Consider the following 14,385-nt stretch of genomic DNA (forward strand, 5'->3'; position numbering starts at 1 on the left):
ATTCGTTCATAAGCACTTCGAACTCGAACGCCTCATTCTCTAAGTTAACACCGCCCCCCAACACGGACTTAGAATTTAAGTAAAACCATATGAACGTATGAGGTGTGGGGGTCGTTCGGAACATCCAAATCAAGCTCGACGTTCCAGAGGACGCCCACACCGTCCTCGATGAGACGTTTGAGCAGTTCCGCTACGCTGCCCAATACGTATCGGATTACGGATGGGCCGGCGACCCAACCGAAATCGTCACTAACCAAGGCGACCTCAACAGTGCCACCTACGACGACGTGCGTTCGAACACCGATCTTCACTCGAACCATGTCCAATCCGCTCGAAGTCTCGCCGCTGAAGCACTCGACAACTGTCAAGGCCGTATTTTCGACGGCAAGAAGGCAAGCAAGCCCACGTTCCGTGGTACGGTCGTCGTGTATGGTACCCGCACGATCACGTATAACGACGACCACTGCACGCTCGCTGCCGTCGATGGGCGCGTTCGAGCCGAATACGTCACCCCTGAAGACGACGAGGGCACGCCATCCGAGGAGTATTGGGATAGTGACGAGTGGGAGCGCAAAGAGGCAACCCTGCATAAGCGTGACGACGACTACTACCTCCACGTGGCCGTAGAGAAAGATCCGGACACGGATGCGTCAACAGTCGAGAACGGAGCGGTTCTCGGCGTTGACTTGAACGTAGATGGCTACCTCGCCGTCACCAGCACGGGAGCGTTCCTCGGTAACGCTGACTACCTCAACCACAAGCGTAACGAGTACGAACGCCGTCGTGGGAGCCTGCAACAGACAGGTACTCGGTCGGCACACCTCACCATCCAGAGCATCGGTGACACGTTCGCTCGGTGGAGCGACGACTACCTACACCGTGTCTCGAAAGCTATCGTGCAGGAAGCCCGTCGTAACGACTGTTCTGCTATCGCGTTTGAGGACTTGGAGAACATCCGTGAGCGTATCTCGAACGCCTCGAAGTTCCAGCAGTGGGCGTTCCGCACGATACAGGAGTACACCGAGTACAAAGCCGAAGAATACGGGATTCTCGTGGCCGATGTTGCCCCGAAGTACACGAGTCAGCGATGTAGTCACGGCGAGTGCGGATTCACGCACGAGGATAATCGGGCTGGTGACAAGTTCGAGTGTCTGAACTGCGGGACGGAACTCCACGCTGATTACAACGCTGCTCGGAATATCGGGTGGCGGCTCGTCCAGCACTGGCTCACGTCTGGTGCTGGACGGGCGAACTGTCAGGTCGCCCTGAAGTCAGGGATGCTGAATGCGAACGGCGAGTATTCGCCTGCCGAGAGTATCGGCCAGAGCGGGAGTCCACTGGCAAGCCCACCCCTTTAGGGGTGGGTGCCTGACACCGTCGCTTCGGTGGACCGCAGGATAAGGCCGATGGCCCGGTCCACGCTCCCGACGGGCTTAACCCGGAGCCGACGAACGGGGGAACCGATGCCCGGAACGCGGCTGGCCGCGCTGGCCGTCTGCGGCCTGCTCCTCGTGAGCGCCGTCGGGTCCGTCGGCGCCGTCCACGACACCGGACGCACGTTCACCGTGGCCCTCGACGCGGACGGCTCGGCGACGGTCACCGACGAGCGATCGTACAACCTCTCGGTGCCGGCCGAGCGCGACCGCTACGAGCGACTCGCGAACGACAGCGCCGCCCTGGAGGAGCGCCGTGCGGCCTTCGGCGACCGGCTCCGTGCCGCGGCCGCCAACGGTTCCGACCGGACCGCGCGCGACATGCGCATCGAGAACGTCACCGTCACGACCCGGGAGACCAACGGGACGGGAGTCATCGCGTACCGCGCGCGCTGGGTCGCGCTCGCGGGCGTCTACGGCGCGCAGGTCGTCGTCAACGAGCCGTTCTCGTCCGGCTTCGACCCTAACGGGACGCTCGTGGTGCGCGGGCCGGAGGGGTACGTCCGTGACGACACGGCCCCGCGGCCGGACCGGGCGCTCCGGAACAGCGCCTCCTGGGGTGACGGGACCGACCTCGACGGCTTCTCCTTCCGGGTCGTCGACCCGAACGCGACCACCTCGGCGGACGACACCGACGGCGGCGGGCCGGCGCCGGCGCCGTCGGAGCCGACGGGCGTGGGCCGGCTGGTCGGTGCCGCCGGCCTCGCGCTGGTGCCCGCGCTACTCGTCTTCCTGGGGGCCAAACGGCGGGAACTGCGGCTCGAGGGCACCGCGGACGCCGACGACGGGGCTCCCCAGGAGGGGGGCGGCGATGCGGGCGCCGACGGTGACGGCGCCGATGTCGGCCCCGATACGGGTCCCGACGGGGGTTGACCGCCGGACCGACGCGGCCATACCGTATTTATGGGGCCGGCGAGATAACATCACAAGAGATACAATATGGCCGATACCGGGACGTTTCAGCCGTTGCTGGCGGCATTGGTCGTCTGTTCGGCGGTCGGTGCCGGTGTGGCGCCGGCGGTGGCACAGTCGGACGGGCCGACGCCGACGTTCGAGGTCGCCCTGGCGGCGGACGGCTCGGCGGAGCTGACACTGACGCTCGTCTACGACCTCACGACCGGCTCCGAGCGGCAGGCGTTCGACGAACTGCGGAACAACGAGACCGCGCAGGCGGAGACCCGGGCCCGATTCCGGGACCGGATGCGGGCGGTCGCCGCGGACGCCGGGAACGAGACCGGCCGCGAGATGTCGGTCGAGGACGCCGCCATCTCGCTCGCCGAGACCGAGAGCGGGGACGTCGGCATCGTCACCCTCTCCGTGACGTACGTCGGCCTCGCCGCCGTCGCGGACGACACGTTGACTGTCACGGAGCCGTTCGCCTCCGGCTTCGAGCCGGATCGGCGGTTCGTGGTGACCGCGCCGGACGGCTACGCGGTCGCCGCGGCGACCCCGGCGGCCGACACGAGCGGCGACGCGCGGGTGGTCTACGACGCCGGGACGCACCTGAGCGGGTTCGAGTTGGTGCTCGAACCGACGGGGACGCCGTCGCCGACGGAGACGCCGGTCAAGACGATGGCGAACACCGACGAGCCGTCGGACGGCGGGACCGACACCGGCGGCCAGCCCGGCTTCGGCGCCGTCGCGGCCGCGCTCGCGCTGGTGGCGGCCGCGCTCGTCGCGGTTTGCCGACGGTAGACCAGTTCCGGCCCGCTCTCCGACCGCTTTTCCCCCCCGCCGACGCAGGAACCGTATGGCCAACTCGAACGCGAAGGGGGACCGCCGGGAGCGGGAACTGGTCAACCGGCTGGACGAGCGCGGCTTCGCGGTGATGCGGGCGCCCGCCTCCGGCAGCGCGACCGAGCGCGAACTCCCGGACGTGCTCGCGGGCGACGGCGAGGTCTTCTACGCCATCGAGGCGAAGTCCTCGGCCGGCGACCCCATCTACCTCGACGGCCAGGAGATCGAGAACCTGGTCTACTTCGCCCAGAACTTCGGTGCCGCCCCGAAGGTCGGCGTGCGCTTCGACCGCGAGGACTGGTACTTCTTCCACCCGGCCGACCTCCACGTCACGGACGGGGGGAACTACCGCGTGAAGCTGGAGACCGCGCTCGCCGACGGCGAGGACATGGCCGAGCTGACCGGCCACTCCGCCCGGACCGGACTGGACGACTACGCCGACGAGGAGGAGGAGGACGACGAGACGGGCGTCCGCGACGTGCTGCTGGCGTTCCAGCGGGGCGCCATCACGCTCGAGGACGCCGCCGCGATGCTGGAGTAGGCCCCGACTGCGGGACCGCGGCATCCATCCCGGGCCCGACGGCCGCCCCGGACGTGACCGACCCGTCGCAGCGTCGGGCTCGGCGACGCGGGGCGCTGCTGCTGCAGCCGGTCGTCGGGAACGGCCCCGGCCCGGACCCGCGTCCAGCGGGCCCCGGCCGGAGAACAGGCCGTCGGGGACACGGCGCAGTCGCCGGAGCCGGGCGCGCCCGACGTCGATGCACCCGGGCGGTCCCGCCGCCGGCGACCGCGGTCCCCACGCCCCGGCTCCGGAGTTCCTCCAGCCGGCGGCGTGCCCGCACCGGCGCCTCCGTCGTCGCGCCCGCCTCGTCGGGGGGCAGAGCGAGCAGCCGGGCGGTCGACAGCAGGCGAACCGAGGCTGCGAGCACCGACACCGTGCGCGCGACGCGGGAGGCCTCGAACGGCGACGAGACGGCCACGGCCGGCAAGTGGACCGGTCCGGACGGCCGACCGAGCCCGTCGCCCCCGGGTTCGCCGACCGTGTGATCACTCCGATAACGACTGCCGCAGTTACCGAACAGCGGGTGGAGTATCCGACCCGGTGACGACCTACGCCAGGTTCCGCCGCAGCTGGTCGCAGACGTGGTCCATCGCCTCGTGGGCCCGCTCTATGTCCACGGGCGGCGCCAGCATCGTGAAGAAGCCGTGGATGACGTCGTCGTAGTTGCGGTGTTCGACCGGGACCCCGGCGTCCTCCAGGGCCTCGGCGTAGGCGATGCCCTCGTCGCGCAGCGGGTCGAAGCCGGCCGTCACGACCGTCGCCGGCGGGAGGTCGTGGAGGTCGCCCGCCAGCGGGAACGCGTACGGGTTCCCTCGGTGGAGGTCGCTCCCGAGGTAGCAGTCGAAGAACCAGAGCATGTCCTCCTCGACGAGGTAGTAGCCCTCGCTGTTCTCCTCCCAGGAGGGGCGGTCCTGCCGGGCGTCGACCGCCGGGTAGACGAGCACCTGCCGGTCGATATCCGGCGTATGCATGGCGGGCTCGCGGCCGGTCTCGGCGGCCTCCTCGCGGCGGTCCCGGGCGATCTGCGTGACGGCCGCCGAGAGGTTGCCGCCGGCGCTGTCGCCCATCACGACCAGTTGGCCGTCGCCGGCGAACTCGTCGGGGGTCGCGCCGACGTGGCTGGCGACCGCGTAGGCGTCCTCGACGGCCGCGGGGAACGGCTCCTCCGGTGCGAGCCGGTAGTCGACGGAGACGACGTTGACCTCCGCCTGGTCGCAGACGTGTCGACAGACGACGTCGTGGCTGTCGATATCGCCGATGACGAAGCCGCCCCCGTGGTAGTAGATGACCGTCGGCGCGGTCTCGCCCGCCTCGCCGGGCCGGTAATGTCGGACCGGCACGGGGTCGCGCTGGTCGCCCTCCTGGGGCCGGTAGCCCGGGACGGTGGTGTCGTGGATCCGCCCGACCTCCGGCTCGTCGATGTCGGCGTTGAACTGCTCGAAGATGTCGCGGGCGCCCTGGGCTCCGTACTGGTTCAGCGGGACCGCCTCCAGCGCCGCGACCTGTTCGAGAACGAGTTGAACCTCGGGATGGGGTTGCTCGGCTCGCATACCACGGCCTCTCCCTCCGGCCGCATAAACACGATGCGACCCATCCGGGGGGCGTTTAATCCGGGCCGGACGGCGCCCACCACCGACGAGTCGCCCCGTCTCAGCCGGGCGCGTCCACGCCGTACACCTCGGTCCCGGGGTGGAACGAGGACCACGCGTGCCAGAACAGCGGTGCCAGGTCGTTCGCCCGGTCGAGTCGCTCGCCGGCGTACGGGCCGTCGGCCGCGCGGCCGTCCTCGCGGCGCCAGCGGCTCCCCCCGGCCCGGAGGTGCTCCCCGTCGGCGCCGTCGGCCGCGGCGAACCGGAGTGAGCTGTCGCCTACCCGTCGGTCGTAGGCCGCCAGCCCGCCACCGGGGGTCGTCGTCACGACCACGGGCCGCTCGCCCACGCGGTCGTTGACGGCGCCGCCGGCCTCACGGACCACGAAGTAGGGGTAGGCACGGGCCACCTCGCCCTCGCTGATGCCGACGACCAGCGTGGTGCTGCCGAGTCGCCCCGCGCCCCCGCCGGCGTCGTCGTAGCCGATCAACTGGCGCTGGGTGTCGTACGGGTATTTGCGGTCGTACTCGTACCGGGCGCTCCCGTCGATGGTGCCCGAGTGCGGCGGCGGCAGGAGGACCGCCGTGTCCGGGTGGCTCTCCCGCCAGGCGCCCCAGCTGGTCAGCCGCGTCGGGACGAGCGACAGCCGGTCGCCGGTCCGGGGCCCGCGGATGGCGGTCGCCAGCAGCTGGCTCCAGAGGCTCTCCGTCAGTTCGTCGTACAGCACGAGGTCCCGACGCCAGAGTATCCCGGAGACGCCGAACCGGGTCGACCGCCTGCCCACCCGCCGCTCGGCCGCGACCGCGCTCCCGCAGAGCGGGCAGTAGCTCACCAGCAGCGGCCCGCCGAACGCGTCGTTCACGACCTCGTGCCGGTCCAGCACGGCCAGCGGGTAGGCCCGTGTCTCGCCACCGCGCTCGACGCCGACGACCGCCGCGTCGTCGCCGAGACCGTCCCGACCGACCGCCCCCGGGTCGAGCCCGGACCAGTCGGCGGCGAAGGCGGGCTCCACGATGGCGGGGATGGCGTCCGGCGGCAGCGGCTGCTGGAGCTCCTCCCACGAGACGGGCAGGTCGACGGGCGCGGTGCCGGTCGGTGGCTGGACCGTCCCCGGAGCGCCGTCCCCACGATAGCCGGCGACACAACCCGCCAGCCCGGTCGCTACGGCCGCACCGAGCCCGCCGAGCAGTCGTCGCCGTCGCATGCCCGCCGGTACGCCGGGGAGCGACATGAGTGCCTGGCCCTGGGGCGCGACCGGCGCAAGGGCGGACCTCGCGGCGACGAGGTCGGGACCCCGGAGATCGACGGCGCCGTCGCGGGATGACGTACGGGTGATCGACCGTCGGTGCCGACAACGGCGTCGTCCACTGTTCGCGAATCAGGGTGGCCGCGCGCCCCTGGGAGAGGACTCGGCATCGAACTCGACCGCCTGCCCCCGGCGGGGTCCTCGCCGCCGACATCGTCCGTGTGGAGGCAGCCGTCCTCGCCGCCGTCGATCGGAACGAGGCCGCCGGCCTCGTCGAAGGGGGCCACGCTCGCGTCCACCGTTACATACGGACGAACACCGCTCGCGGGCGGACCCCCTCCACGGGTCCCGGTCCCACCACCCCCGACGGGGGGCAAGGCTTTCCGTGGCCGTCCCGTGGAGGAGTACGCATCGTCATGAAACCGTGCCAGAGCTGTCAGACGGTCATCGACGAGTACACCCTGGACAAACAACTCGAACCCCTGCGCGACCTGACTGTCGACGATTTCAACGTCTGCGCGGACTGCACGACGATCGTCGTCGACGCGTGCGTGGAGTGCAGCGGTGCGGTCTACGTCCCCCGGAACGTCGCTGTGACGCCCGACTACTGCCCGGCGTGTCGTGCCGACCGGATCGACCGCACGGGCACCGACCCCGGCTGGCACTGCGATACGGTCTCGAACTGAACGGTATCCGTGGCGACCCTTCTTTCGAACACGACCCGGGTAGCCGAAGCGACGGTCGGCGCGCGGCTACGGCCCGCGCCCGCGACGCCGTCTCCGGGAGCGTCGACACCGCTCGCGCCGGGATAAGTCGGTAATGATCACGGTAGCAGATGAATACTCCTCACGTAGCTAAAACGGACGCCTCTCTACGGGTATCGACCGGATTGATCAGTAGCTGTTCGTACATCGCGCGAGCGAAGCGAGCGCGGTTTCCACCGCTCCGAGCACCCGCAGGACGCGAGGAGCGGCATCGTTCCGAACGGTTCGTGTGCCGAGCGGGTCGCCGGTGGAGCCGGTCAGCCGGCCCCCGCGGGCGGCCGGAGATAGCCGAGGACACCCGAGGCGTCAGGACGCTCGTTAGAGGGCCTTCACCCAGCCCGGCACCGACGCCATCCCGTCCTTCTCGGTCCAGCCGTGCTCGCGGAGGTAGGTCTCGAGGCCGGTGAACTCGAAGCCGAACGTCTCCTCTACGGCGTCGATGTCGGCGTCGTAGCCGACGTCGTTGAACCACTCGCACATGACGGTGAACTCCTCGCCGAAGTCCTCGTACGAGTCCTCGATGGGGACGTGGTACGGCTCGACGTCGACACCGGTCACGTCGCTCAGGACGGCGGCCGTCTCGGCCAGCGTGGCCTCGTCGCCCGCGAGGTCGAACCGCTCGCCGACGAACTCGCCGGGGTTCGCGAACGCGACGGCGGCGGCGTGGCCCACGTCGTCGACGTCGACCATCTGGAGGGGGACGCCCGCCGCGAGCGGGAGCGCGAGCGTCCCCTCGAGGACGTCCTCGGCGAACGCCTCCAGGTTCTGGAAGAAGAACACGGGCTGGAGCGTCGTCAGCGGGAGGCCGAGGTCCTGCGCGTGCTGCTCGATCTCCCAGGCGGAGTCGAAGTGTGGGATGCCGGTGTCCTGCTCGTGGCTGCCGACGCCGCTGAGGACGAACTGGTCGACCCCCTCCGCGGCGGCCACGTCCGCGAGGTTGGTGCCCTGCTCGACCTGGGCGTCGTAGCCCGCGGTCCAGAAGTTGGTGACGGCGAAGACGGCGTCGGCGTCGGCGACGTGTGCCCGGACGCTCTCGGGCTCCCCGAGGTCGCCCTCCTGCACCGTCACGCCGCGGTCGGCGAGGGCCCCCGCGGCGTCGCTCGTCGCGTCGCGGGTCAGCCCCCGCACGTCGAACTCGGCTTCGTGGGCCAGCAGATGGTTGACGACGGCGCCGCCCTGGTTGCCGGTCGCTCCGGTCACGAGAACGCGTGTTTCTGTCATCGAAGACGGATACGGCCCCGTGGCGTATGACCGTTCGGCGGCGTCGACCGCACCGGGTGACGCCCGTGTCCCCGGCGGCGGGCGGCGGTCGGCAGCAGCTTTGTGTGCCCCCCGGCTGTCCGGCGTGCATGGACATCGTCAGCACCCCCGAGTCCGCGTTCGCCGACGTCCCGGACTACGACCACGAGCCCCGCTACCTGACGGTCGACGCGCCCGGCGACCCGGAGCTGGCCTACGTCGACACGGACCCGGACGGCGCCGAGGAGACGTTCCTCTGCCTCCACGGCGAGCCGACGTGGGGGTTCCTCTACCGGAAGATGGTCCCCACGCTCGCAGAGCACGGTCGCGTCGTCGTCCCCGACTTCCTCGGCTTCGGCCGCTCGGACAAGTACACCGACCCCGAGGACTACACGTTCGACCTGCACTACGACACCCTCGTCGAGTTCGTCGAGTCGCTCGACCTCACCGGGGTGACGCTGGTCTGCCAGGACTGGGGGAGCATCCTCGGGCTGCCGTACGCCGTCTCCGACGCGCCGGCGCGGTTCGACCGCATCGTGGCGATGAACGCGCTGCTGACCGACGGCGAGGTCGACCTCGTGGACACCTGGTACGCGTTCCGCGACATGGTCGTCGAGGCCGACGCCCTCGACGTGAGCCGCGTCATCGACGGCGCCTGCGTGTCCGACCTCTCCGACGCGGCGCGGGCCGGCTACGACGCGCCGTTCCCGGACGAGGCCTCGAAGGCCGGCGCATACGCCTGGCCGCCGATGGTCCCGCAGGACCCCTCGATGCCCGGGGCCGACCGCCACGCGCGGCTCCGCGAGGACCTGGCCGAGTGGGAGAAGCCGTTCCTCGCGCTGTTCTCCGACAGCGACCCCATCACCGAGCAGTACCGGGCGCTGTTCCGCGATCTCGTGCCGACCGCAGCCGACGAACCCGACGTCCGGGTCGAGGGGGCCGGCCACTTCCTCCAGGAGGACGCCGGTGGGGCCTGTGCCGAGCAGATCGTCGCGTTCGTCGACCGGAACTGAGGCCGGGGTGGTGCCACCGGGCGGTCAGTACGACGCGACCCCCTCGGCGATGCGGTCCAGGCCGGTCCGGAGTCGCTCCTCGGCGGCGGCAAAGGAGAGCCGGAGCCGCCCCTCGCCGGCGGCCCCGAAGCCGCTGCCCGGCGCGAGTACCACGCCGTGCTCCCGGAGGAGGTACTTCGCGAACGCGAGCGCGTCGGCGTCGACGTCGGGGTCGAGGAAGGCGTAGAAGGCGCCCTCCGGCCGGGGGGCCGAGAGCCCGTCGATGTCGGCGATCAGGTCGACCACGAGGTCGCGCCGGCGCTCGAACGCGCCGTACATCGCCTCGAACGGTTCCTGTGGCCCGGTGAGCGCCTCGATGGCGGCCGCCTGGGCGATGCTGGACGGGCAGGCCGTCGTCGACTCCCGGACCTTCGTCACCTGGTCGATGACGGTCCGGTCGCCCGCCAGCCAGCCGAGCCGCCAGCCCGTCATCGCGTACGTCTTCGAGCAGGAGCCGACGGTGAGGACGTGCGACGGGTGGCCGGTCAGCGCCGCGACGCCGCGCGGGTCGCGGTCGTAGGTCAGGCCGGCGTACACCTCGTCTGCGATGACGTACGCATCGTGGTCGGCGGCGGCCTCGACCACCGCCCGGACCGCGTCCGGGTCGAACACCCGGCCGGTCGGGTTCGACGGCGTCGTCAGGACGACCGCCGCCGTCCCGGGACCCATCCGCTCGACCAGCCGGCCCGGGTCGAGGTCGAACCCCTCGGCGGCGGGCATCGGCACCTCCACGGGCGTCCCCTCGGCCAGGAACGCCTGCGTCCCGTAGTTCGGCCACGCCGGCCCCGGATACAGGAGCTCCTCGCCGGGCCCGACGACGGCCATCGTCGCGAGATGGAGCGCCTCCATCCCGCCGACGGTGACGACGATCTCGTCGAGTGCGTGCTCGACGCCGTAGTCGGCGGCCATCGCGTCCCGGATGGCCCGGCGGCACTCGGGGGTGCCCGCGTTCGGCGTGTAATGCGTCTCGCCGTCCCGGGCCGCCGCCGCGGCCGCCGCGACCACGTGCTCGGGCGTGTCGAAGTCCGGCTCCCCCACCTCCAGCCGGACGAGGTCGTGGTCGGCGGCCTCCGCGAGGTCGTACATCACGCGGATCTGCGAGCGGTCCGCCCGCCGCACCCGCTCCGTCGGTTCGTGCACGGCCCCGCTACGTGCGGCCCCGGTAAAGTGGTTGATCCGCCCCCGTTGCCCGGCGGCGCCCGAAGTGGCGTCAGGCTACAGCCGCCGGTCGAGGAAGTCCGCGAGCACCCGGAAGGTCCGGAGCTTCTGGTCGCTGTCGGTCGAGGCGTGCCCCTCCTCCCCGAGTTCGACGTACTCGGCGTCGGCCCCGCCGCCGGCCTCCCCGCCGGGGGGGCGCTCCTCGACCTCGTAGCCCAGTTCACGGAGCCGGTCCCGGAACAGTCGTGCCTGCGAGACCGGTACCCGGCGGTCGTTGACGCCGTGGATCAGCAACAGCGGTGCGTCGACGTTCCCCGCGTGCTCGATCGGCGACCGGTCCCGATAGAGGTCGGGGTTCTCCCCGGGGGTCCCGATGTTCTTCTCCATCAGTTCCGTCCGGAAGTGGGGCATCGTCGTCTCGTACATCTCCCGGAGGTCGGTCAGCCCGATCCACGCGACGGTCGCGTCGTAGAGGTCGGGGTACTGGACGGCCTGCCAGTACGCGCTGTACCCGCCGTAGGAGCCGCCGAAGACGGCGACCCGGTCCTCGTCGAGCCAATCGCGGGTTGCCAGGACGTGCTCGACCCCGGTAGCGATGTCCCCCTGCTCGGCGCCGCCCCAGTCGTCGTACAGCTCCCGGACGAACTCCCGGCCCCGGCCCGCCGAGCCCCGGTAGTTCACCTCCAGAACGGCGTACCCCTGCGAGGCGAGGAACTGCGTGTAGACGTTGAAGTTCCGGTAGTCGGCGTAGCGTGGCCCGCCGTGGATCTTCACCGCCAGCGGCGCGGGTCGCTCGCCGGTGTCGTACAGCTGGGCCTCGATCTCCAGGCTGTCGTACGGGCCGGTCTCGACGGCCCGAGCGGGCGTCTCCGGCACCCCGTCGGACTCGAAGCTGATGACCTCGCTGTCGACGAACGCGTCGGACTCGAACGCGCCGTAGTCGGCGGCCAGCAGCGTCTCGCTCGCCCCGGCCTCTACGTCGTACGTCAGCAGGTCCGAGCGACCGTCGGGGGTGCCGTGGGCGCAGACGACCTGCCCGTCGTCCACGACCGGGTTCCCCTGGCCGGCGGGGAACGCGCCGGTCACGTCGGTCACGCCGGTCGGCAGGTCGAACTCCCGGACCTCGCCCGTCTCCAGGTCCAGTGTCGCCGCGACGACGGCCATCTCCCGGCGCCGGTCGAGCAGCACCCGGTCCCCGTCGGGCAGGAACGCGTGGGGCTGCTCGACGACGTCACCGCCGTACCACGTCACCTCGCCGGCCGCCAGGTCGTACACCCCGACCCGGCCGCGGTCGTCGGCGTTGTCGGCCAGCAGCAGGCGGTCGCCGGACGGGGAGAACGCCACCGGCTGCGTCTCGGCCCCCGTCTCCGAGCAGCCCAGCCGCTCGACGTTCGACCCGTCCGCGTCCATCAGGTAGGTGTCGGCGTTCTCGAACACCGACGTCTCGTTGGTGCTGAACGCGATCCGGTCACCGTCGGGCGAGAAGTGCGCGGCGTTCACGGCCCGGTCGTACGTCGTCAGTTTCGTCGTCTCGCCGCTCGCCCGGTCGTGACGGTAGAGGTTCAGCTGCCCGTCGCGAGTGGAGCCGACAACCAACCGCCCGCCGCCGTCCGTGACGTCGTGGAGCACGACCTGTCCGTCCATCTCGACGACCGGTTCCGCCGCGCCCGACGCGTCCAGCGCGTGGATGTCGTTCTGCTCGTTCCCGTCCTCGTCGACGTGGAACAGCACCTCGTCGTTCCCCGCCCATTTCAGGTGCCACCGGGCGTCTCGCGGGACGTTCCCATCACTCCACTGCTCGCGCCCGCCCGTCTCCATCTCCTGTACGTGCAGCTCGTTCCGACCGCTCCCGTCGTAGTAGTACGCGACGCGGCGCCCGTCGGGGGAGACGGTCTGGTGATAGCACCCGGGGAGTTCCGCAAGCGACTCCAACAGGTCGACGTCGTCGGCTTCCTTCCGGAGCATGCCGACGACTCACGAACCGCGCATGAAAAGGCGTTTTCCCCCCCGTGCCGGCTGCCCCCGGTCGAGCGGGTACCGCCTCAGATGTCGGCGTACGGCCCGCCCGTCGCGTCGCGGAGGCGCTCGACCTGCGCCGCCGAGAGGTCGACGGCGGCGGCGCCGAGGTTCTCCTCCAGCTGCGCGACGGTCCGGGCGCCGACGATGGGCGCGGCGATACCGTCGTGGTGCAGGTGGTACGCGAGGGCCGTCTGTGCGACCGTGGCGTCGACCTCGTCGGCGACCGCCCGGAGCTCGTCCAGTACGTCGAAGGTCTCCTCGGTGAGGTAGGCGTCGCGGAACCGCGAGGACTCCGCGGCCCGGGACTCGCCAGTGAGCCCCTCCTCGCGGGTGTACTTCCCGGTGAGGAAGCCCTGGCCCAGCGGGCTCCAGGGGCAGACCCCGATACCGTACTGGTCGGCCATCTCCAGATAGCCCCCCTCGACCTCCCGGTCGACCAGGTTGTATCGCGGCTGTGCGACGGTGAACGGCTCCCAGCCCTCCTGTCGGGCGATCTCGTTCGCCCGCGCGACCTTCCACTCGTCGGGGACGAGCGTCGAGGCGCCCAGATAGTGGACCCTCCCGGCCTCGACCAGTCCGTTCAGCGTCTTCATCAGCTCCCGCGCCGGCGTCTCGTCGTCCCAGCGGTGGATGTAGAGCACGTCCACGTAGTCGGTCCCCAGCCGGTCGAGCAGCGCGTCGATGCGGTGGCGCACGTTCTTCCGGTTGGTGCCCCGGCTGTTGGGGTCGTCCTCGCGGGTCTGCCAGTAGATCTTCGAGGCGATGGTGTACCGCTCGCGGTCCCGGTCGGCGAGCCAGTCCCCGATCCACTCCTCGCACGCCCCGCCGCCGTAGACGTCGGCGGTGTCGATGTACCGCCCGCCGTGCGCGGCGTAGGCGTCAAGCAGGTCGTGGGCGCGCTCCTCGTCGATCTCGACGTTGCCCGCCTCGGTCTCCCGGCCGAACCGCCAGGTGCCGAACTGTATCTCGCTCGTCCGGAGGCCCGTGTCGTCGAGCGGGACGAAATCGAGGTCCATGTCCACGCGATGGCGTGTCGGCGCGAAAAGCGTGGGGCTCCTGGCAGTCGGGCCGTCCGCCCGGACCCGGTGACGCGAGGCGGGACCAGCGTGACGCGGCTCCACGTCGTCGGCTGCATAGCGCCCTCCGACCTCAAGCCCGGAGCGGAACGCCTCCGACGAGACGGTCCGGCAGTCGGACGTATCGGTCACAGGGCTCCCCGTCGCGACCAGTTCGGCCCGTGGAGGCTCTGCCCGACACGTCGACGCCGCCACGGATGCCGGGAATCGACCCGGGACTGCTGCCTGAGCCCGGCGTCAGTCAGGCTCTTTGCCATTCTCGTCGCCGAGCGCTTCGACCGTGTTCAGCGCGTTGATCCGACCGGCGCTGAGTTCACCGGATCACGGCACCCGCACCACCATCGTGGCGCGGTCGTGGCCTGAGAGATAGGGATGCGTCGCCTCAAGTGACCACGCGCCGCTGGAGGATTGGAGCGCCCGGAAGCATAGTCCTGGGAGGATTCGAACCTCCGTCGTAGCCCCCAGAAGGCTACATGATTGGCCACTACACCACAGGACTTCACGCAAATA

The 14,385-nt window shown here is 70.6% G+C and carries 12 protein-coding genes and 1 tRNA gene; 6 read left to right on the forward strand and 7 right to left on the reverse strand.

Annotated features, from left to right (window positions below; genetic code table 11):
- The first annotated feature begins 104 nt into the window (after positions 1-104).
- The 4 genes from DP107_RS16200 (at position 105) to hjc (ending at position 3,711) form a co-directional block, all read left to right on the forward strand.
- Positions 105-1,358 (forward strand): RNA-guided endonuclease InsQ/TnpB family protein, encoded by a 1,254-nt coding sequence (locus tag DP107_RS16200; protein ID WP_144263179.1) that lies wholly within the window; start codon positions 105-107, stop codon positions 1,356-1,358.
- A gap of 105 nt (positions 1,359-1,463) precedes the next feature.
- A complete protein-coding gene (locus DP107_RS16205) occupies positions 1,464-2,306 on the forward strand; it encodes a DUF7345 domain-containing protein (RefSeq protein WP_144263180.1) in 843 nt (280 codons plus the stop codon).
- Positions 2,307-2,372: 66 nt separating this feature from the next.
- Positions 2,373-3,128 (forward strand): DUF7345 domain-containing protein, encoded by a 756-nt coding sequence (locus DP107_RS16210; protein ID WP_144263181.1) that lies wholly within the window; start codon positions 2,373-2,375, stop codon positions 3,126-3,128.
- 55 nt (positions 3,129-3,183) lie between these two features.
- On the forward strand, positions 3,184-3,711 hold the full coding sequence (gene hjc / locus DP107_RS16215; RefSeq protein WP_144263182.1) for a Holliday junction resolvase Hjc: 528 nt from the start codon (positions 3,184-3,186) through the stop codon (positions 3,709-3,711).
- 569 nt (positions 3,712-4,280) lie between these two features.
- On the opposite strand, the gene DP107_RS16220 is transcribed toward hjc, so the two are convergent.
- Positions 4,281-5,282: an alpha/beta hydrolase gene (locus DP107_RS16220; protein WP_144263183.1), complete on the reverse strand. Its 1,002-nt coding sequence runs from the start codon at positions 5,280-5,282 to the stop codon at positions 4,281-4,283.
- Positions 5,283-5,382: 100 nt separating this feature from the next.
- The gene (locus DP107_RS16225) at positions 5,383-6,525 is read right to left on the reverse strand and encodes a DUF3179 domain-containing (seleno)protein (RefSeq protein ID WP_144263184.1); all 1,143 of its coding nucleotides are present in this window, start codon (positions 6,523-6,525) and stop codon (positions 5,383-5,385) included.
- Positions 6,526-6,983: 458 nt separating this feature from the next.
- Here DP107_RS16225 and DP107_RS16230 point away from each other — a divergent pair, with 458 nt between their 5' ends.
- Entirely contained in the window at positions 6,984-7,253 is a 270-nt protein-coding gene (locus tag DP107_RS16230) for a DUF7571 family protein (protein WP_144263185.1), read from the forward strand.
- A gap of 396 nt (positions 7,254-7,649) precedes the next feature.
- Here the strand turns inward: DP107_RS16230 and DP107_RS16235 are convergent, their stop codons facing one another.
- Complete coding sequence (locus DP107_RS16235; RefSeq protein ID WP_144263186.1) at positions 7,650-8,552, reverse strand: NmrA/HSCARG family protein; 903 nt, start codon at positions 8,550-8,552, stop codon at positions 7,650-7,652.
- A gap of 128 nt (positions 8,553-8,680) precedes the next feature.
- Between DP107_RS16235 and DP107_RS16240 the strand changes: the two genes are divergently transcribed.
- Complete coding sequence (locus DP107_RS16240) at positions 8,681-9,583, forward strand: haloalkane dehalogenase (RefSeq protein WP_144263187.1); 903 nt, start codon at positions 8,681-8,683, stop codon at positions 9,581-9,583.
- Between the two features lie 24 nt (positions 9,584-9,607).
- On the opposite strand, the gene DP107_RS16245 is transcribed toward DP107_RS16240, so the two are convergent.
- The 4 genes from DP107_RS16245 to DP107_RS16260 form a co-directional block, all read right to left on the reverse strand.
- Positions 9,608-10,762, reverse strand: a complete 1,155-nt coding sequence (locus DP107_RS16245) for a pyridoxal phosphate-dependent aminotransferase (RefSeq protein ID WP_144263188.1) — start codon at positions 10,760-10,762, stop codon at positions 9,608-9,610.
- Positions 10,763-10,837: 75 nt separating this feature from the next.
- Entirely contained in the window at positions 10,838-12,745 is a 1,908-nt protein-coding gene (locus DP107_RS16250; RefSeq protein WP_144263189.1) for a S9 family peptidase, read from the reverse strand.
- 77 nt (positions 12,746-12,822) lie between these two features.
- Positions 12,823-13,815: an aldo/keto reductase gene (locus tag DP107_RS16255; RefSeq protein ID WP_144263190.1), complete on the reverse strand. Its 993-nt coding sequence runs from the start codon at positions 13,813-13,815 to the stop codon at positions 12,823-12,825.
- Positions 13,816-14,301: 486 nt separating this feature from the next.
- Positions 14,302-14,374: transfer RNA gene (locus DP107_RS16260), tRNA-Gln, on the reverse strand.
- Positions 14,375-14,385 lie beyond the last annotated feature (11 nt).

Source organism: Haloglomus irregulare (assembly GCF_007421925.1).
Taxonomy (GTDB): Archaea; Halobacteriota; Halobacteria; order Halobacteriales; family Haloarculaceae; genus Haloglomus; species Haloglomus irregulare.

Bases quoted from the DNA above. Each gene is read 5' to 3' on its own strand.
- DP107_RS16205 (WP_144263180.1), top strand. From the start codon at position 1,464: ATGCCCGGAACGCGGCTGGCCGCGCTGGCCGTCTGCGGCCTGCTCCTC.
- DP107_RS16210 (WP_144263181.1), top strand. From the start codon at position 2,373: ATGGCCGATACCGGGACGTTTCAGCCGTTGCTGGCGGCATTGGTCGTC.
- hjc (WP_144263182.1), top strand. From the start codon at position 3,184: ATGGCCAACTCGAACGCGAAGGGGGACCGCCGGGAGCGGGAACTGGTC.
- DP107_RS16220 (WP_144263183.1), bottom strand. From the start codon at position 5,282: ATGCGAGCCGAGCAACCCCATCCCGAGGTTCAACTCGTTCTCGAACAG.
- DP107_RS16225 (WP_144263184.1), bottom strand. From the start codon at position 6,525: ATGCGACGGCGACGACTGCTCGGCGGGCTCGGTGCGGCCGTAGCGACC.
- DP107_RS16230 (WP_144263185.1), top strand. From the start codon at position 6,984: ATGAAACCGTGCCAGAGCTGTCAGACGGTCATCGACGAGTACACCCTG.
- DP107_RS16235 (WP_144263186.1), bottom strand. From the start codon at position 8,552: ATGACAGAAACACGCGTTCTCGTGACCGGAGCGACCGGCAACCAGGGC.
- DP107_RS16240 (WP_144263187.1), top strand. From the start codon at position 8,681: ATGGACATCGTCAGCACCCCCGAGTCCGCGTTCGCCGACGTCCCGGAC.
- DP107_RS16250 (WP_144263189.1), bottom strand. From the start codon at position 12,745: ATGCTCCGGAAGGAAGCCGACGACGTCGACCTGTTGGAGTCGCTTGCG.
- DP107_RS16255 (WP_144263190.1), bottom strand. From the start codon at position 13,815: ATGGACCTCGATTTCGTCCCGCTCGACGACACGGGCCTCCGGACGAGC.